Genomic DNA, 17,025 nt, shown 5'->3' with positions numbered 1-17,025 from the left:
CGCCTCCTGCAGGGTTTGGTGGTGTCCGCTGCTCTTGTGGGAGGGCCGACCCCGGCGCGATGCTTTTGGCTTTTTGGCTCCTGCTACCAACCACGTTCAGCGGCAGAAGCCTCGCGGCCACATAGCCCAGGCAAGCCCGCCTGCAAACGGCTAGAATCCTGCGCCTGAATATCAACCAAAGGTTGAACTGGACGCCAGGGCCGGAAATACCCGGCAGCCGCCTCCAGCTTCACGCCTGCAGCTACGGCTTGTGAATTATGTCCGCCACCCAAACCGCCGCCGAACGCATCGCCCAGCTGCGTAGTGAGCTCGATGCACACAACTACCGCTATTACGTGCTCGACGAGCCGAGCGTGCCAGACGCCGAGTACGACCGCCTGTTCAACGAGCTCAAGGCGCTGGAGGCCGAGCATCCGCAGTTGGTGACGGCTGACTCGCCGACCCAGCGCGTCGGCGGTAGCGCCTTGAGCGCCTTTGGCGAGGTCAAGCATGAAGTGCCGATGCTCAGTCTCGGCAACGCCTTCGAGGAGGCCGATCTGCTGGACTTCGACCGCCGCGTGCGCGAGGGCCTGGATCTGCCGTCCGGCGACCTGTTCGGTGGTGGCGCCGAGGTGGCATACAGCTGCGAGCCCAAGCTCGATGGCTTGGCCGTCAGCCTGCTGTATCGCGATGGCCTGCTGGTACGCGGCGCCACCCGTGGCGACGGCAGTACCGGCGAGGACATCAGCATCAATGTGCGCACCATCCGCAATATTCCGCTCAAGCTGCAAGGCAGCGGCTGGCCGCCGGTGCTGGAAGTGCGCGGCGAAGTGTTCATGTCCCGGGCCGGCTTCGAGGCATTGAATGCCCGGCAACTGGAAAATGCGGGCAAACCTTTCGCCAACCCACGCAACGCCGCGGCTGGCAGCCTGCGCCAGCTCGATCCGAAGATCACCGCCAGTCGCCCGTTGCAACTATGCAGCTATGGCATCGGTCAGGTGCAGGGTGAGTTACCGGACAGCCATATTGGCATCCTTAAAGCGCTCAAAGGCTGGGGGCTGCCGATCAGCAACGAGCTGAAACTGGCCAAAGGCGCAGAGGAGTGCCTGGCCTATTACCGCGCCATCGGCGACAAACGCGACGCGCTGCCGTATGAAATCGACGGCGTGGTGTTCAAGGTCAACGGTCTGGCCTACCAGCGTGAACTCGGCTTTCGTGCCCGCGAGCCGCGCTGGGCCATCGCCCACAAGTTCCCGGCGCTGGAGGAGCTGACCGAGTTGCTGGATGTCGAGTTCCAGGTCGGTCGTACTGGCGCCGTCACCCCGGTGGCGCGCTTGAAGCCGGTCAAGGTGGCGGGTGTCACGGTATCCAATGCGACCCTGCACAACATGGACGAAGTGGCCCGGCTGGGGGTGATGATCGGCGATACGGTGATCATCCGTCGCGCCGGCGACGTGATTCCACAGGTCGTGCAGGTGGTGGCCGAGCGGCGCCCGGCCGATGCGCGCGCGGTACAGATCCCCGAGAGCTGCCCGGTATGCGGCTCCCACGTCGAGCGCACCCAGCTGGTCAAACGTAGCAAGGGCAAGGAGTCGTTCAGTGCAGGCTCGATCTACCGCTGCGTCGGCCGCCTGGCCTGCGCAGCCCAGCTCAAGCAGGCGATCATCCATTTCGTCTCGCGTCGCGCCATGGACATCGAAGGGCTGGGCGAAAAAAGCGTCGAGCAACTGGTCGACGAAGATCTGGTCAGTTCACCGGCCGACCTGTACACCCTGAAGTTCGAGCAGGTCGTCGGTCTGGAGGGGTTTGCCGAACTGTCGAGCAACAACCTGCTGGCAGCCATCGCCGCCAGCCGCCAGCCGAGCCTGGCGCGCTTCATCTACGCCCTGGGGATTCCCGATGTCGGCGTGGAAACCGCCAAGGTGCTGGCCCGCGCGCTGGCTTCGCTGCAACGCATCGAGCAGGCGCTGCCGGAAGTGCTGACCTACCTGCCGGATGTCGGCCTGGAAGTCGCCTATGAAATTCATCGATTTTTCCGCGACGCGCACAACTGCAAGGTGATCGCCCAGTTACTCGAACGTGGCCTCGAGTTGCAGGAGGAGGGTGGGGTACCCCCGGAGTTCGCCGGCTGCGCGACGCTGGCGGGCTTGCTCGACAAACTGAATATTGCCGGCATCGCCGTCACCGGGGCGAAGAACCTGGCGGACAAGGCCGGCAGCCTCGAACGGGTAATCGAGCTCAGCCAGGACTGGCTGGAATTGAGCGTGATGAAGGGCCTCAACGAGAAGGGCAAGCAGGCGTTGCGCGAGTTTTTCGCCAAGCCCGCCAATGTCGAGCATGCACGCGCCATCGAGGCGCAGTTGCGTGAGTTCGGCATGCATTGGCACAGCGAGAAGAAAGCCATCGAAGGCCTGCCCCTAGATGGACAGACCTGGGTGCTGACGGGCAGCCTGGAAGTCATGAGCCGCGATCTGGCCAAAGACAAACTGGAAAGCCTGGGCGCCAAGGTGGCCGGCTCGGTATCGGCCAAGACCAGCTGCGTGGTCGCCGGGCCGGGCGCCGGCTCCAAGTTGGCCAAGGCCAGCGAGCTGGGCGTGCGGGTGATTGACGAGGCAGAGTTCGTCGCGCTGATGGTGGATTACGGCGTTGTCTGAGACCGAAAATCGTTGAGCCAGCTTAATCCGTAGCTCTTGGCGATTTTCCCGGATTGCATCCGGGCTACGGGACTGTTTTTGTGGGAGGGTCCGGGCGGCGTTCCGTGACCTCGGCGCGATGCTACGAGGTCGCAGATATTGCATATGAACAGCGGTAGCCCGGTCGGCTGCAATGGTGGGTTACGGCGCCATGCAAAGTGGAACGCAATGGTCGACCGAGACAGGCGCCTAACCCACCCTACGCAGCTCAACACATTTCTTCGGTGAGAGGGTTGCTCGATGATCGCAAGGTCGCGACAGTCTGTTCAGGGTTTGGCTCAATACTACGATAGTCACTGGGGCTGCAGCCGAAATGCAGCTTGAAGATTCGCGCAAAATAGGAGGGGTCCAGGAACCCTACGGCATAGGCGATGCTGGTGATTGACATTTTGCTGTTGCTCAGCAGTGCCTCGGCTTTTTCCATGCGCTTGAGCTGGATGAATTCGATAAAGCCTACCCCGTAAGTCTGTTTGAACAGTCGGCTAAAGCGAAAAGGCGTCATGCCGTAGCGCTTGGCCAGTTGCTTTTGTTCGATTTGCTCTTTGAAGTGCAGGTCGATGTATTGGATGGCATCTTGCAGGGGGCGTTGCTTCTGGTGATCGGCGGTGAGCCGCACGCTTTCTGGCAAGTCATTGCTGCGCGTCAGCAATTTTTTCTGTCTCGGTAATTCGCTGTTGCGCAGTAGGCTGCAAAGCTCTCGCAGCGTCTTGAGGTAGCGATTGCGCTCTGCTTGTACCAGCGGTAACGCCAGATAATCCCAGACTCCAGATCGGAATGCCCAGACAGCCAGCTCCTCCGAATGGTGCATGGTCAGCATGGTGATCGGGATAGAGGGCACCGCACGCTTGACCTCGATCAGCAGGTTGAGACTCATGGTGTCCGGTCGATCGTAATGCATGCAGATCATGTCCGGGCGTTGCTGTGCGTTTATCCCTGCAGCACTCAGGTCCCGCGCCAAATTGATTTGGCACACGCTGGTGAAAGCAGCCATGCAGTCCGAGGCCGATTTATCGTGCGTCAGATCGAACCACAGCAGCCGTGGAGCGATTTCAGTCTGTGTGTTCATATGCACCCTAAACAGTTTTGTTGCCGATGATTCTTATCTTCTTTACAGGTGAGCAAGAAGTGCATCGGTCGCCTTACAGTTAGGGTCAGAAAGCTATAGGTGATATGATCAATTGGCTATAAGCAAATGAATCTATATGTTTTATATGTGATTTCCTGTTCGACAAAATGCCTAGATTTGCTCGGGTGATTTGCAGATAAATTCTTGGAAAGGCGCGAATTGCTGGGATTTCCTGGATATAAGTCACTCTGCGAGAAGGGTGGGTTTTGCTGCCTCACCGCAGCCGCTGCGCGAAGCGCATTGAAATACTCTTGCTGATTGCCGCCCTGGCTAACTACCTGGTTTTTTTGCTTGGCTTAAAGGCCCGGCTGGCAGGCTATGAGCAGCGCTTTCAAAGCAACAGCATTGCGCATAAACGCGCGTTATCTCTCTGGCGCTTAGGCATGGAATAGTTGTATCGCTATGGATCGGAAGACACGCCGGCGAGCTTCATCGAGGTAGAGCTGGCTCTGCGCCAAGAGGTACATCAACAGGCTCAGGGCCTTGGGTAGATTTGAGGGGAAACCTCAGGGCCGGATCGCCTTGTAGGCGGTCACTAAAATATATACGGAATGAGTCGATAGCGAACGTCGTGCATGTACTCTCGATATTTGGGGTCAAGAGCAAGGTGCGCTTCTTCGCGAAATATCCGTGCGCAAAGAAATCCAATAGAGATCGCGTAGACAGCAATGTTCGCAGTCGATGTGTTGGTCAGCACATAACCTGTGAAGGTCAGGCAATAACTGGCATAGATCGGGTGGCGCACAATGCGGTACATCCAGGTTGTCTTGATTTCCCGCTTTGCAGCAACAAGTGCGAAACTGCGATTGAGAGAGGCAACGCCTAATATCTGAATGGTTGCCCCCAGAATGATCACAATGCTTGCCCAAGGGAGTACTCCCCAGGTTGTCGGGCGAAATAACAGTGGAGCGAAGGTTCCAATAATCGCTATCAGCCAATCGAACGGAACGATTGACAAAGTCTTTGGGTCGCTTCGAAAAATATACATGGCTGCTGTCAGTGTTTCGGCGAAACAAAACAAAAGAAGCGCCAATTCGTGCGTCATCTGAAACTTCAAAATGTGTGCATAAGCAAAAAATCCCCAGATCGTTGCGAGGACAACTCCGCTGTAAAAATTGGCTCGGCTCGATCGCAGTATTGCGGATAATGAATTCATGTCGGTATGCCCTCTAATAGGTGGATTTTTTAAATTCGCCAGCTCCTCCGAGTGCTGCCTTGTCAGCATGTTTGTCGAAGTTTACGACGCCTAATCTTTGCTCGCCACTAGAGCAGGTTTAAGTAGAATTTGTGGATGATGGTAGTGCATGCGGATCATTTCTGAGCGCTGCTGTTGATTCATTCCGGCAGCACTCGAACCATGCATCAGATTGACTTGGAATGTGTTCGAAAATGCAAGGATGCATTTCGATATGTGCTGACTCTGGGCAGTGTCGAGCTGCAGCAGCTGTGGCGTGATTCCAGCGTGTGTATTCACATGCAGTCGCCTCTTTTGACTTGCTTCGCTTTGCCACTCCTAGGCACTGGTGGATGCCTTTATAGATAGAAGCTCAGGGCGCAATCAGTGCAAATATCAAAACCTCATAATCGATAGAGCGAAATGTTTTGAATATTTTTCTTGAGGATGGCCTCTCATAGTTCCTGCCAATACTTCGTTCTGCAAACAGGCAAGGGGAGAGTTGAATCGTCGCGAGGTCAAGTCAATCTCAGGTCAGATTTGAGCCGGCGAGTATGAATCAGCGAACCCGTCAAGCAGCCGATTCGGTCCAAGCCTGTAAAAAATTACCAGTGATGTGCAAAAAACTCCTAACCGATTTTTCGACCGGAAACTAGGGTTGAAGCAGGCGGAGCAAAACGCAACGCCTTCGCAAAGAGATAATCACTCGAGTGAGGTGGACAAAATGACTATTCAAGCAATCAAGACTGCGGTGATGAAGTTCGTTGAAGACGAAGACGGCTTGACCGTTGTGGAGTATGCCGTGGCAGGCGGGTTGATTGCTGCAGTTACGGTTGCGGCGTTCCGAACTCTCGGCGTTACGGTGACAGGCGTTATTAACGGTATTAATACCGCGCTTGGGGGCTAAAATTGTCGTGATTGGTGGAAAGTTAGCGCTTGGCTAAAAATGGTGATGATGGAGAAAAGAAAGGAGTTTTACTTTGGAAGCGCTTCTGGCAGTTCCACTATTTTCCATGCTAGTGGGAGCGGTGTGTACCGATATCCGGTCGCACCGCATCCCCAACCTTTTCCTCCTGTTGGGAGTGGCGGCTTCAGCAGCAGGGCAGATGGGACTCAATGGTCTAGATGGCATGATTACTTGGGCTGGTGGCTTGGTGGTTGGGTTTCTGTGTTTTTGGCCGCTCTATATTTTTGCGGGCATGGCGGCTGGGGATGTAAAGTTGATCGCTGTGGTGGGAAGTTATCTGGGCGCCACCGACGCATTCTGGGCCGCTATGCTCAGTTTAATTGCGGGCGGAGTCTTGGGTGTTTTGATTCTGCTCTATAAGAAACAGCTATTCCGTTTTGTGCGTAGGTATTGGGTTATGGCAAGTTTGGGAACTTATATTCAGCCAGGCGCTGATGACGCTGCCCGGCAGCGCTTCCCTTATGCGCTAGCGATCCTGCTCGGCACTGTTGCCAGCCTGTATTGGCAGCCGATCAGTCTATAACCAAGGAGGTTGTTATGTACGCCATAAACGACAACGCTAACTGCCCAAGCGAGTGGGAAACGGTTCAACGCCTGGCGCCGCAGCCGCGCAGCGTGGCTGAAACCGGTCTGGCAGACAACTTTCTTGGCGATCTGATATGCAAGCATTTGCACGACGCCGGGGTACTGGATATGGCCCAGTTGGTTGAGCGTCTGGCGCTGACCGGCTCGGTGCTGGAGGAAGTGCTCGGCTATCAACGCAAGGACGGCCGTATCGAGGTGCTCGGCCAGACCGGCGGGCAGGGCCTGCGCTATGGCTTGACCGAACGTGGCAGAAGCGCGGCCAAGGATGCCCTGGCGCGCAGCGGCTATATCGGCCCGGCGCCTTACCCGGTGGAGCGCTACCGGCAACTACTGGCGGCGCAAACGGTGCACAACAGCCGGATCGACGCCCAGGCCATGCGCGAAGCGTTCGCCGGTGTAGTGCTGCAGGACGCGTTACTCGATCAGCTCGGCCCGGCGATGAACTCCGGCCGGGCGATCATGATTTACGGGCCGGCCGGTACCGGCAAGACCTATATCAGCCAACGGCTGATCCGCCTTTTTCAAGAGGCCGTCTGGATACCACGCGCCATCGCTATCGGCGAGGCGGTGGTGGAGATTTTCGACCCTCAGGTGCACAAACCGCTGCCTGTCGAGGTCAAGCAACGCAGCTTGCGTATTGACCAGGGCATCGACCGCCGTCTGCTGCAGTGCCAGCGGCCGATCATCATCACCGGCGGCGAACTGACCCTGGACATGCTGGATATTCGCTTCGACCCTTACACCCGTCTGTACCAGGCGCCGCTGCAGCTCAAGGCCAGTAACGGCATCTTCATCATCGACGACCTCGGTCGCCAACGGGTGGCGCCGGTTGACCTGTTCAACCGCTGGATCGTGCCGATGGAGGAGAAGAAGGACTACCTCAATTTGGGTGGTGGCCGCCACTGCGAGATCCCCTTCGATTTGGTGCTGGTGTTCTCCACCAACCTCAATCCCCTGGAATTGGCCGACGAGGCCTTCCTCCGGCGGATTGGCTACAAGCTGCATTTCGACCACCTGCACGCCGATGAGTACCAGCGCATCTGGCAGCAGGAGTGCGCAAAGCTGGGTATCCCCTATGACCCAGAACTGGTTGCCTATGCCATCGAACAGCTGCATCGCGTGGAGGCTCGGCCGTTACTGCCCTGCCATCCACGGGACCTGCTGGGCATGGCGCTGGATCGCCAGCGCTACCAGGGCGTGGATGACGCGCAAGCCCTGACACCCAAGACGCTGACCTGGGCCTGGCGCAACTACTTCGTCAGCCTCGCCGCCAGTTGAAAAACAGTACGACGCCAGTCGAATTAAGGAGACACCGTCATGAACTCACGCACGCCTGTATTGATCGGTCTTTCGCTCGTCCTCGGCCTGGGCGCGGCCTTTATGGCCAACAACTGGCTGAGTGCCCGGCTCAACGAAGAGCCTGACGACAACATGAAAAATGTGGTGGTGGCCACGGCGGAAATTCCCTTCGGCCAGATGGTCGAGGCCCAGCAGGTGACCCTGGTGCGTATGCCCACGGGCACGGTGCCGGACGATGCATTCGACGCCACTGAAAAAGTAGTGGGCCAGATCGCCACCTTTACCATGTTGCGTGGCGACATAGTGCGCGGCGCTCGCTTGGCCGAGCATCTCGGCGGCAGCACCCTGGCCTCGTTGATCGACAAGGACAAGCGCGCCATCTCGGTGCGGGTGGACGATGTGGTCGGTGTCGGCGGCTTCCTGTTGCCGGGTAACCGGGTCGATGTGCTGGCGACCAAGAAGGTCGATGGCAGCAATAACACTGCCAAATCGGAAACCATACTCGAGGACCTGCGGGTGCTTGCCGTGGATCAGACTGCCAGTACCGACAAGACTCAACCGGTGGTGGTGCGTGCGGTGACCCTGGAAATGACCCCGGAAGAGACGGAGATCCTGGTCAAGGCGCAAACCGAAGGCACGCTACAGCTGGCTCTGCGCAACCCGCTGGATAACCAGAAAAAGCCGCTGCCGCCAGTGGCGGAAGCGGTGGCAATGGTCGCCCCAGCGCCGGTACCTCAAGCACCCAAGCGAGTGATCCGCCGCCGCAGCAGCAGTGGCAGCAGTGCTGGGGTCACCATTATTCGCGGCATCGATGTGCAGGCGACAAAGGTTCAGCTCTGAGCAGGGATGAGGTAGCAGGAGTGAGGCCAAGCGAAGCGATGCATAAAGATGTAGAGCATAGGCAACGGCAGTTGGCAGCGAAGATTAAGTGGCTCATCCCTGATTCTCCATTTCCAGGGATGAGGCATAGGCAACGGTATTCGCATCGGCAAGTCCGGTGCTCCTGATAAGCAGGTAAAGCGCAAAACCACGAAAGGAGTAGGGCATGGATATCATCCGGAGAATCGGGACATTCGCGTTGTACGTTCTCTTCTTCACTGGCGGGGGCGCAGGGCTGCTGTCGAGCGCCGTGCTGCAGGCAGCCGAACCGGTGCCTGGGGTCAGCGCCATGCCGGCGGCCAACGTCACCAACATTCAGGTGCCGATCTATAAATCACGGGTATTGACCACCCGCGCGCCGGTAAAAAAGGTTTCAGTCGGTAACCCGGAAATCGCCGATATCCTGGTCACCAGCCCGACCCAGCTATACCTGCTCGGGCGTGCCTTGGGCAGTACCAACGTATTGTTGTGGGACAGCCGCAACCGGCTGATCGACAGCCTCGACCTCGAGGTGGTGCATGACCTCGGCGGGCTGAAGAGCAAGCTGCATGAGCTGTTGCCCAACGAGCAGATCTCGGTTTATAGCGCCCAGGGTGCCTTGGTGCTGCGCGGCCAGGTGAGCAGTGCAGCGGCGATGGATAGTGCAGTCAAACTGGCCAAGACCTATACCGCGCAAACCTCCAGCATTGTCCAGGGTGAGGGCGAGGCCGCAGTAGCAGCGCCGACCCAATCGCTGGATGTGATCAACCTGATGACCGTCGGCGGCAGCCAGCAAGTGATGCTGGAGGTCAAGGTGGCGGAGATGAAGCGTGATCTGGTCAAGCGTCTCGGCGTGCGTTTTCTGGCCATCGGCTCTGGCGGAAATTGGGAGTTTGGCGGGTTCAATAACAGCAGCTCATTGGTTGAAAACTTGCTCAGTCCCAGTACGGGCTTTCTGGCTAAGTTCGCTTCCGAGAGCTTTCTCTTCGACGCCATACTGGAAGCGTCCAAGGACAATGGTTCGGCCAAGATACTGGCAGAGCCAACCCTCACTACCCTGACCGGGCAGCAGGCGGAATTCATTTCCGGCGGCGAATTCCCTATCCCGGTTTCCGACGAAAATGGCATCACCATCGAGTTCAAGGAATTCGGCGTGGGAGTGAAATTCCTTCCAACCGTATTGGACTCGGGGCGGATCAATCTCAATCTCAATGTATCGGTTAGCGAGCTGGTGGCTGCTAATAGCCTGGTAGTGGAAGCAGAATCCACAAGAGGTTCGTCTTCATTGCTGGTGCCGGCGCTGACCAAGCGCAGTGCCCAGTCCACCGTCGAGTTGGGTAGTGGCCAGACCATCGCCATCGCCGGATTGATCAGCGAAAGCACTCGTGACTCTGTCAGCCGCTTCCCTGGGCTGGGCGATATCCCGGTGATCGGTCATCTGTTCCGTAGCCAGGAGTTTATTAGTGGTGAGACCGAACTGGTGATCCTGGTTACGCCGCACCTGGCCAAACCGGTGGATGCCCGCACCGTGCGCCTGCCGACCGAGAAAATCGTCGCGCCGAACGATGTGGATTTCTACCTGCTCGGCAGAACCAAGGGTCGTGGCGAGGGCCGTCAGGTGCCGGTTAGCCTTGGGACTAGTGAGGGTAATTTTGGCCACGATTTGAATTAGCGGGAAGGAAGGCGTTAGAGGTTGGAAGGTTGGAGGTTGGACGAAGGAGCGACTGGCAACACCGTAGGGTGGAATCCCCGCAGGGGCTTCCGCCGTTTACCGCGAAATGCCGCGGAAAACGACGGATTACGCTTCGCTAATCCATCCTACGGTTTAGCTGCAGAGTCGAATTTGCAAGGGTAGCTCGCCGCGGCGGGCCACACAGGATCAACCAGTGGAGGCAACCACCATGAAACGTACGATCGTTCTGACGCTACTGTTGCTGGGGCCAAGCGGTTGCATGACCTACGACGAAGCTCGGGTCGGGCCATTAGGTTACAGCGTGTACCAGACCCACTACCAGCAGATCGCCGACAAGCAGTTGGCCGCCAACCCGGGCACGGACGTATCGCCCACCGGCAGCGACGGCCCAGTGATAGAGAAAGTCATGGACGGCTACCGCGGTGTTACCGGTGATGCGGCCCAGGTCGCGCAGCCAATCCAGATCAACATAGGTAATTGAGGGTTAAGGCTATGAAACCCCGTATGCAAAGGCCGTTCACCGCGACGCCAGCGCACCAGCGCGGGGCGGTGATGGTGCTGATCGTGATTGCCTTGGCCTCCATACTGTTGATGGCCGCCCTGGCCCTGGACGGCGGCCACATGCTGCTGAACAAGACGCGCCTGCAGAATGCCGTGGATGCTGCGGCCCTGAGCGGAGCCAAGACCTTGCAGCAAGTGTTCGGCAACGGCAATGCCTCCACTCTAACGCGGGATGCGGCGCTCAATACCCTGCTACTCAACGCCAATGCCGTTGGCAATCGCGAGTTGAGCACTGGCATCGGCGGCGGCGGGGTGGGCGCCTTCGCGGTGGTGGAGCTGGCCAACAGTGTGTACGGCCCGTTCTCCTTCCCCGGCCCAACCGATGCCGCCTATGTGCGAGTATCGGTGCCGGACTACCCGCTGGCCGGGTTCTTCTGGCGTTTCGCTCAGTCTCTTTCGGCCGGTAACCTTGGTGCCAAGGCCGTGGCGGCCATTGCCACTGCGGGACCAAGTCCCTCTGCCTCGCCCTGCAAGATCGAGCCCCTCCTGGTCTGCGGCGATCCCACCAAGAATCCTGCAAACAATGGCGGGACTTCCTACTGGGGTTATGGCTTTGGCGATCTGCAAGTGCTCAAGAGCGCAGCCGGCAATGACCCGACAATCAGCCCGGGCAACTTCCAGCTGTTGCGCCTGGACGGCTCAAGCGGGGCTAACGACCTGCGCACCGCTCTGGCCGGCGGCATCGAGAAGTGCAATGTGGTCGGCGACAAGGTGCCTACCGAGCCCGGCAACACCGTAGGGCCGGTGGCCCAAGGCCTGAATACCCGCTTCGGCGAGTACAACGGCCCGGGCATGACCGCCGCCAACTACCCGCCGGACTGGGTCACTCAGTTCAGCAACCCGAAGATGACTTACAACGACAGCGTCTCGCCGCCCCGTGTGGAGCATCAGGGGGTGGCGGTCACCTCTTCGGGGGGGAATCTGACCGCTGGCGCAACAGCGCTGTACGACTTGAATGACTGGCTGGCGGCGAGCGCGGCCTGTGCCGTTTCCGGCACCTGCACCGGCGTTCATGAGCGGCGCATGCTCAATATCGTGATCGGCAACTGCAGTGGGGTGTCTGGCGGCCAGGTTGATGTGCCGGTGCTGGACTTCGGTTGTTTTTTCATGCTGCAGACGGTCGCCCAGCAAGGCAACCAGGCCCAGGTGTTCGGCCAGTTCATCAAGGAATGCGAGGGCGATGGCGTGGCCGGGCCGAAGCCAGTCGACGATGTCGGGCCGGTCATCATCCAGTTGTACAAGACCTATATCGACAATAACCGCACGCCGAGTCCCGACTCCTAAGCGGTTTTACCATGTGATGGGAGGTGGATATGCACACCGTTCCATCGCACCAATGGTAACCCGGATGCAATTCGGGGAGGCGGTAGCCATATGCAACTGCATTCGCAGGTTGCGTCCGGGCTACCAGGCTCTATGGATATTCAGGCATCGAGCTGCGACTCGTAGGAGCGCGTTATGGAACGTTGTGATTTCAAACACCCGCAGGCGCAACAAGGCGTGGCCATGGTCGAATTCGCCATCGCCCTGCCGCTACTACTGTTGCTGTTGCTGGGTGTCGCCGAGTTCGGTCGTATGCTTCACCAGTACAACAGCCTGCTGCAAGCTAACCGCGATGCGGTGCGCTACCTGGCCGGACAAGCCTGGAACGCCAACCTCGGCAAAGTCGAGATCAATTCGGTGTTGCTGGCCAGAACCAGAAATATCGCCGTCTATGGCGTGCCAGCGCCCCAACCCGGCAAAGAGGTAGTGCCGGGTTTGACCACTGCCAATGTGACGGTCGGTACGGTGGGCGCCGAGCATGTCCAGGTCAGCATCAGTTATGTGTTTCGGCCGGTGATTGGCAGCGGCCTGCCAGCGCTGATCGGCAATGCCATCCCACTGAATTTCCCGTTGGTGGCCACCACCGTGATGAGGGGGTTGTGATGAACAGGCAACGCATGCGCGGGGTGTACGTGGTGGAGTTCGCCATCATCGGCCTGCTGTTGTTCACCCTGCTGTTTGGTGTGGTGGAAATGGGCCGCTTGTTTTTCACGGTCAATGGCCTGGATGAGGTGGTGCGCCGCGGAGCGCGCCTGGCGGCGGTGTGCGATATCCGCGATACGCGGATCCTGCGCAGGGCCATCTTCAACGATATCGGTAACGGCGGTGCCAGTTCGTTGATCGCCAACCTGGGCACCGCCAACCTGACCCTGGTCTATCTGGACGAGAACGGCGCCACGGTGGCCAACCCTGCGGACCTTACCGGTGTCAGCGGCTTCAGTGCCATCCGCTATGTGCAACTGCGGGTGGATAACTTTACCTTCGATCTACTTATTCCTGGGTTTCGTGGGGTGTTCACTCTGCCGGCATTCAGGTCGACCATTCCCCGTGAAAGCCTCGGTCGCCATGCCGAGACGGGAGTCGTTCCGGAGATCACGCCATGTTGAAGCCCAGAGAAGCCCCCGCGCCATCCAGTTCGCCCGGCAAGCAGGGTTTTCACCTGCTGATCAGTAGCCGCGACGCGGATGCCTTGCAGCATCTCAATAGTATCTGTCGGCGTGTGCCCGGCATGCAGGTTAACACCCGCCTGGTCAGTAATGGGCATACCGACCCTCTCTTTGGGCTGCAGCAGACGCCGGATTTTCTCTTGCTGCGGGTCAGCCATCTGTGGCGCGAGGAATTGGCGGCGTTGATGCAGCACCCGATCCAGGATCGCCCGCCATTACTGGTGTGTGGTCCGCTGGAGGAGCGTGAGGGCATACGCCTGGCGATGCAGGCCGGCGCTCGCGACTTCTTGCCAGAGCCGGTGGCCGCCGAGGAGTTGCTTGCAGCGCTGGGGCGTATGGTCGCCGAGACTCATTCCAGCAGCGGCGCGACCGGCAAGCTGGTGGCGGTGATGAATGCCAAGGGTGGTTCCGGCGCGACGCTGCTGGCCTGCAACCTGGCCCATCAACTCAGTGCCAAGGGTAGCCGCGTTCTGCTGCTGGATCTCGACCTGCAATTCGGCAGCGTCGCCCATTATCTGGATGTGCAGCCCAACCACAGCCATGTCGAGGTGCTGCAACAGATCGGCGAGTTGGACAGCATGGCGCTGCGCGGTTTCTGTAGCCATTTCAGCCCGAGCCTGCATGTACTGGGCGGCCGTGAGCACGAGTTGTGTCTGCCGCAGGATGTGCATATCGAGCAGCTCGAGGCGTTGCTTGAGTTGGCGCGCAGCAGCTATGACTGGGTGGTGGTGGACCTGCCGCGGCAGATCGATCACCTCACTGGCATCACCCTGGAACAGGCCGACCGTGTCTACATAGTGGTGCAGCAGAGCCTCAGCCACCTCAAGGATGCCAGTCGTCTGGCGCGCATTCTGCGCGATGAGTTGGGGGTGCGCGGTGAGAGTCTGCAGGTGGTGGTCAACCGCTACAACAAGTCCGACCCCATCACCTTGCGCGATATCGCCACGGCATTGCGTTGCAGCGAGTTGCAAAAGCTACCCAACGATTTCGCCGTGGTCAGTCAGAGCCAGAACACCGGCGTGCCGCTGGATCTGCACGCGCCGCGCGCACCGATCACCCTGGCGTTGCATGAGCTGAGCAAGGAGTTGCTTGGCAAGCAGGCTGGCGTCGAACAGGGCGTGTTCAAGCGCGCCTTCAGCCGTCTTTTCGGGGGAGAGAGCCATGCTCAGTGAATTTCGTAATCGCTTGCGCCAGCAGCCGGTCAAGGCAGTTGCAACGCCATCAGCCGAGTGCAACACACAGGGCGAGCCTGACAAGGTAATGATGGCCTGGGAGCACATCACCCCAGACGAACTCTACGAAACAAAAAGCCATCTCAGTCCGGTGGAGACCGAGTGGCGGGAGAAGATCTACCAGCAGTTGCTCAAGGTCATGGATCTGTCGCTGCTCGATTCGCTGGAGCAGGCCGATGCGGTGCGACAGATTCGCGAGATCTGTCAGCGCCTGCTGGATGACCATAACGCACCGGTAAGCGCGACCACCCGCCAGTTGATCATCAAGCAGATATCCGACGAGGTTCTCGGCTTGGGGCCGTTGGAACCGTTGCTGGCCGACAGCAGTGTGTCCGACATCCTGGTCAACGGGCATGACTCGGTATACGTCGAGCGCTTTGGCAAGCTGCAGCGCACCGATGTGCGTTTTCGCGACGATCAGCACCTGATGAATATCATCGACCGCATCGTTTCCAACCTCGGGCGGCGCATCGACGAGTCCTCGCCGCTGGTCGATGCACGCCTCAAGGACGGCTCGCGGGTCAATGCGATCATCCCGCCGCTGGCCATCGACGGGCCGAGTGTATCGATCCGCCGCTTCGCCGTGGATTTGCTCAATACCGAGAGCCTGGTGCAGATGGGCACCTTGACCCCGGCCATCGCCCTGATGCTCAAGGCCATCGTTCGTGGCCGCCTGAACGTGTTGATCTCCGGTGGTACCGGCAGCGGCAAGACCACCATGCTCAATGTGCTGTCCAGTTTCATTCCGCATAACGAGCGCATCGTCACCATCGAGGACTCGGCCGAGCTGCAACTGCAGCAACCGCATGTGGTGCGCCTGGAAACCCGCCCGTCGAACATCGAGGGGCGTGGCGAGGTGGGCCAGCGTGAGCTGGTGCGTAACAGCTTGCGCATGCGCCCGGATCGCATCGTCATTGGTGAGGTGCGTGGCGCCGAGGCGCTGGACATGCTCACGGCAATGAATACCGGCCACGACGGTTCGCTGACCACCATTCACGCTAATACCGCGCGCGATGCCCTGGGCCGGATCGAAAACATGGTGTCGATGACCGGCGCGACCTTTCCGATCAAGGCGATGCGTCAGCAGATCGCTTCGGCCATCGATGTAGTGATCCAGCTCGAGCGTCAGGAGGATGGCAAGCGGCGCTTGGTCAGCGTGCAGGAGATCAATGGCATGGAGGGTGAAATCATCACCATGACCGAGATTTTCTCGTTCGTTCGCCGCGGCATGGGCGAGCACGGCGAGGTGCTTGGCGACTACCGACCAACCGGCATGGTGCCGGCGTTCCGTGAGGTGATGGGCAAGCGCGGTATCGAGCTGCCTCTCGAGATGTTCCGGCCGGAGTGGATGGAGGGGCAGTCATGAACCAGATTCCCGGCGAATTTATCCTGGCGTTCCTCGGCATGGTGTTCACCGCAGTATTCCTGCTCAGTCAGGGGCTGGTGGTGCCAGTGTTTGGCGAGGCGGGCAAGGTGCGCAAGCGCATCCGTAGTCGCCTGCATGTACTGGAGCGGGCCAGCAACCTGCCGAACATGCAGACGGTGCTACGGCAGAAGTACCTCAGGCGTCTGACGCCGCTGGAGGCCATGCTCGAGCAGTTGCCGGGCATGGAGGCCTTGTCGCAGATGATCGAACAGTCCGGGCATGACTACCGTGCGTATCGGGTGGTGGTGCTCGGTCTGATTCTCGGTGTGGTGACCGGTATCGCACTGTGGCTATTCACCCAGGTCTGGTGGCTGGCGCTGCCAGTGGCCTTGGCGGTGTGCTGGTTGCCGGTGCTGAAGGTAGCCAGCGACCGGAGCAAGCGCTTCGCTCAGTTCGAGCAAGACTTGCCGGACGCCCTTGATGCGATGTGCCGCGCTCTGCGCGCTGGCCATCCGTTCAACGAGACCCTGCAACTGGTGGCCGAGGAGCACAAGGGGGCGGTGGCTCATGAATTCGGCCTGACTTTTGCCGATATCAACTACGGCAACGATGTGCGCCGCGCCATGCTCGGCCTGCTCGAGCGGATGCCGAGCATGACGGTGATGATGCTGGTGACCTCGGTGCTGATCCACCGCGACACCGGTGGCAACCTGACCGAGGTGTTGGAGCGCTTGAGCAGTCTGATCCGTGGTCGCTTCCGCTTTCAGCGCAAGGTCGTGACCTTGTCGGCAGAGGGGCGAATGTCGGCCTGGGTGCTGGTTTCTGTTCCTTTCGTATTGGCTGCGGCGATTGTGCTGACCACTCCAGAATACATGCCGGTGCTACTCAAGGATCCCATTGGACAGAAGATGGTGATGGCAGCCTTTGTCGCCATGTTGCTGGGGATTTTCTGGGTCCGTAAAATCATCCGCATCCAGGTTTAAGCGCTGGCAGAGGAGGTATA

16 protein-coding genes are annotated in these 17,025 nt (G+C 59.1%); 14 read left to right on the top strand and 2 right to left on the bottom strand.

Translation table 11 applies throughout. The features are described 5' to 3' along the window. Positions 1-257: 257 nt before the first annotated feature. Entirely contained in the window at positions 258-2,633 is a 2,376-nt protein-coding gene (gene ligA / locus VCJ09_RS15565; protein ID WP_324731053.1) for an NAD-dependent DNA ligase LigA, read from the top strand. 247 nt (positions 2,634-2,880) lie between these two features. Here the strand turns inward: ligA and VCJ09_RS15560 are convergent, their stop codons facing one another. Further along, the gene (locus VCJ09_RS15560) at positions 2,881-3,738 is read right to left on the bottom strand and encodes a response regulator transcription factor (RefSeq protein ID WP_324731052.1); all 858 of its coding nucleotides are present in this window, start codon (positions 3,736-3,738) and stop codon (positions 2,881-2,883) included. Positions 3,739-4,004: 266 nt separating this feature from the next. Here VCJ09_RS15560 and VCJ09_RS15555 point away from each other — a divergent pair, with 266 nt between their 5' ends. Continuing rightward, on the top strand, positions 4,005-4,190 hold the full coding sequence (locus tag VCJ09_RS15555; RefSeq protein ID WP_324731051.1) for a hypothetical protein: 186 nt from the start codon (positions 4,005-4,007) through the stop codon (positions 4,188-4,190). 143 nt (positions 4,191-4,333) lie between these two features. On the opposite strand, the gene VCJ09_RS15550 is transcribed toward VCJ09_RS15555, so the two are convergent. Beyond that, positions 4,334-4,954, bottom strand: a complete 621-nt coding sequence (locus tag VCJ09_RS15550) for a methyltransferase family protein (RefSeq protein ID WP_324731050.1) — start codon at positions 4,952-4,954, stop codon at positions 4,334-4,336. A gap of 742 nt (positions 4,955-5,696) precedes the next feature. Here VCJ09_RS15550 and VCJ09_RS15545 point away from each other — a divergent pair. The 12 genes from VCJ09_RS15545 (at position 5,697) to VCJ09_RS15490 (ending at position 17,005) form a co-directional block, all read left to right on the top strand. Further along, the gene (locus tag VCJ09_RS15545; protein ID WP_324731049.1) at positions 5,697-5,879 is read left to right on the top strand and encodes a Flp family type IVb pilin; all 183 of its coding nucleotides are present in this window, start codon (positions 5,697-5,699) and stop codon (positions 5,877-5,879) included. Between the two features lie 73 nt (positions 5,880-5,952). Beyond that, on the top strand, positions 5,953-6,462 hold the full coding sequence (locus tag VCJ09_RS15540) for an A24 family peptidase (RefSeq protein WP_324731047.1): 510 nt from the start codon (positions 5,953-5,955) through the stop codon (positions 6,460-6,462). 14 nt (positions 6,463-6,476) lie between these two features. After that, complete coding sequence (locus tag VCJ09_RS15535; RefSeq protein ID WP_324731046.1) at positions 6,477-7,802, top strand: AAA family ATPase; 1,326 nt, start codon at positions 6,477-6,479, stop codon at positions 7,800-7,802. Between the two features lie 39 nt (positions 7,803-7,841). Further along, positions 7,842-8,663 (top strand): Flp pilus assembly protein CpaB, encoded by an 822-nt coding sequence (gene cpaB, locus VCJ09_RS15530; RefSeq protein WP_324731045.1) that lies wholly within the window; start codon positions 7,842-7,844, stop codon positions 8,661-8,663. A 205-nt stretch (positions 8,664-8,868) separates the two neighbouring features. Continuing rightward, positions 8,869-10,353, top strand: a complete 1,485-nt coding sequence (locus VCJ09_RS15525; RefSeq protein ID WP_324731044.1) for a type II and III secretion system protein family protein — start codon at positions 8,869-8,871, stop codon at positions 10,351-10,353. 229 nt (positions 10,354-10,582) lie between these two features. Continuing rightward, entirely contained in the window at positions 10,583-10,855 is a 273-nt protein-coding gene (locus VCJ09_RS15520; protein WP_324731043.1) for a hypothetical protein, read from the top strand. Positions 10,856-10,866: 11 nt separating this feature from the next. Further along, positions 10,867-12,219, top strand: a complete 1,353-nt coding sequence (locus VCJ09_RS15515; protein ID WP_324731042.1) for a TadE/TadG family type IV pilus assembly protein — start codon at positions 10,867-10,869, stop codon at positions 12,217-12,219. A gap of 174 nt (positions 12,220-12,393) precedes the next feature. Then, positions 12,394-12,861, top strand: coding sequence for a TadE/TadG family type IV pilus assembly protein (locus VCJ09_RS15510; protein ID WP_324731041.1), 468 nt, complete (start codon positions 12,394-12,396; stop codon positions 12,859-12,861). Further along, positions 12,861-13,364, top strand: coding sequence for a TadE/TadG family type IV pilus assembly protein (locus VCJ09_RS15505; RefSeq protein WP_324731040.1), 504 nt, complete (start codon positions 12,861-12,863; stop codon positions 13,362-13,364). Before VCJ09_RS15510 ends, VCJ09_RS15505 begins: the two co-directional genes overlap by 1 nt. After that, positions 13,358-14,596: an AAA family ATPase gene (locus VCJ09_RS15500; protein ID WP_324731039.1), complete on the top strand. Its 1,239-nt coding sequence runs from the start codon at positions 13,358-13,360 to the stop codon at positions 14,594-14,596. Before VCJ09_RS15505 ends, VCJ09_RS15500 begins: the two co-directional genes overlap by 7 nt. Continuing rightward, the gene (locus tag VCJ09_RS15495; RefSeq protein ID WP_324731038.1) at positions 14,586-16,022 is read left to right on the top strand and encodes a CpaF family protein; all 1,437 of its coding nucleotides are present in this window, start codon (positions 14,586-14,588) and stop codon (positions 16,020-16,022) included. Before VCJ09_RS15500 ends, VCJ09_RS15495 begins: the two co-directional genes overlap by 11 nt. Beyond that, positions 16,019-17,005 (top strand): type II secretion system F family protein, encoded by a 987-nt coding sequence (locus VCJ09_RS15490; RefSeq protein ID WP_324731037.1) that lies wholly within the window; start codon positions 16,019-16,021, stop codon positions 17,003-17,005. Before VCJ09_RS15495 ends, VCJ09_RS15490 begins: the two co-directional genes overlap by 4 nt. Positions 17,006-17,025: the final 20 nt, after the last annotated feature.

Source organism: Pseudomonas paeninsulae (assembly GCF_035621475.1).
Taxonomy (GTDB): domain Bacteria; phylum Pseudomonadota; class Gammaproteobacteria; order Pseudomonadales; family Pseudomonadaceae; genus Aquipseudomonas; species Aquipseudomonas paeninsulae.
This window is presented reverse-complemented; position numbering and strand designations above follow the sequence as displayed.

Bases quoted from the DNA above. Each gene is read 5' to 3' on its own strand.
- VCJ09_RS15510 (WP_324731041.1), top strand. From the start codon at position 12,394: ATGGAACGTTGTGATTTCAAACACCCGCAGGCGCAACAAGGCGTGGCC.
- VCJ09_RS15495 (WP_324731038.1), top strand. From the start codon at position 14,586: ATGCTCAGTGAATTTCGTAATCGCTTGCGCCAGCAGCCGGTCAAGGCA.
- VCJ09_RS15535 (WP_324731046.1), top strand. From the start codon at position 6,477: ATGTACGCCATAAACGACAACGCTAACTGCCCAAGCGAGTGGGAAACG.
- VCJ09_RS15560 (WP_324731052.1), bottom strand. From the start codon at position 3,738: ATGAACACACAGACTGAAATCGCTCCACGGCTGCTGTGGTTCGATCTG.
- cpaB (WP_324731045.1), top strand. From the start codon at position 7,842: ATGAACTCACGCACGCCTGTATTGATCGGTCTTTCGCTCGTCCTCGGC.
- VCJ09_RS15500 (WP_324731039.1), top strand. From the start codon at position 13,358: ATGTTGAAGCCCAGAGAAGCCCCCGCGCCATCCAGTTCGCCCGGCAAG.
- ligA (WP_324731053.1), top strand. From the start codon at position 258: ATGTCCGCCACCCAAACCGCCGCCGAACGCATCGCCCAGCTGCGTAGT.
- VCJ09_RS15515 (WP_324731042.1), top strand. From the start codon at position 10,867: ATGAAACCCCGTATGCAAAGGCCGTTCACCGCGACGCCAGCGCACCAG.
- VCJ09_RS15550 (WP_324731050.1), bottom strand. From the start codon at position 4,954: ATGAATTCATTATCCGCAATACTGCGATCGAGCCGAGCCAATTTTTAC.
- VCJ09_RS15525 (WP_324731044.1), top strand. From the start codon at position 8,869: ATGGATATCATCCGGAGAATCGGGACATTCGCGTTGTACGTTCTCTTC.
- VCJ09_RS15505 (WP_324731040.1), top strand. From the start codon at position 12,861: ATGAACAGGCAACGCATGCGCGGGGTGTACGTGGTGGAGTTCGCCATC.
- VCJ09_RS15490 (WP_324731037.1), top strand. From the start codon at position 16,019: ATGAACCAGATTCCCGGCGAATTTATCCTGGCGTTCCTCGGCATGGTG.
- VCJ09_RS15520 (WP_324731043.1), top strand. From the start codon at position 10,583: ATGAAACGTACGATCGTTCTGACGCTACTGTTGCTGGGGCCAAGCGGT.
- VCJ09_RS15545 (WP_324731049.1), top strand. From the start codon at position 5,697: ATGACTATTCAAGCAATCAAGACTGCGGTGATGAAGTTCGTTGAAGAC.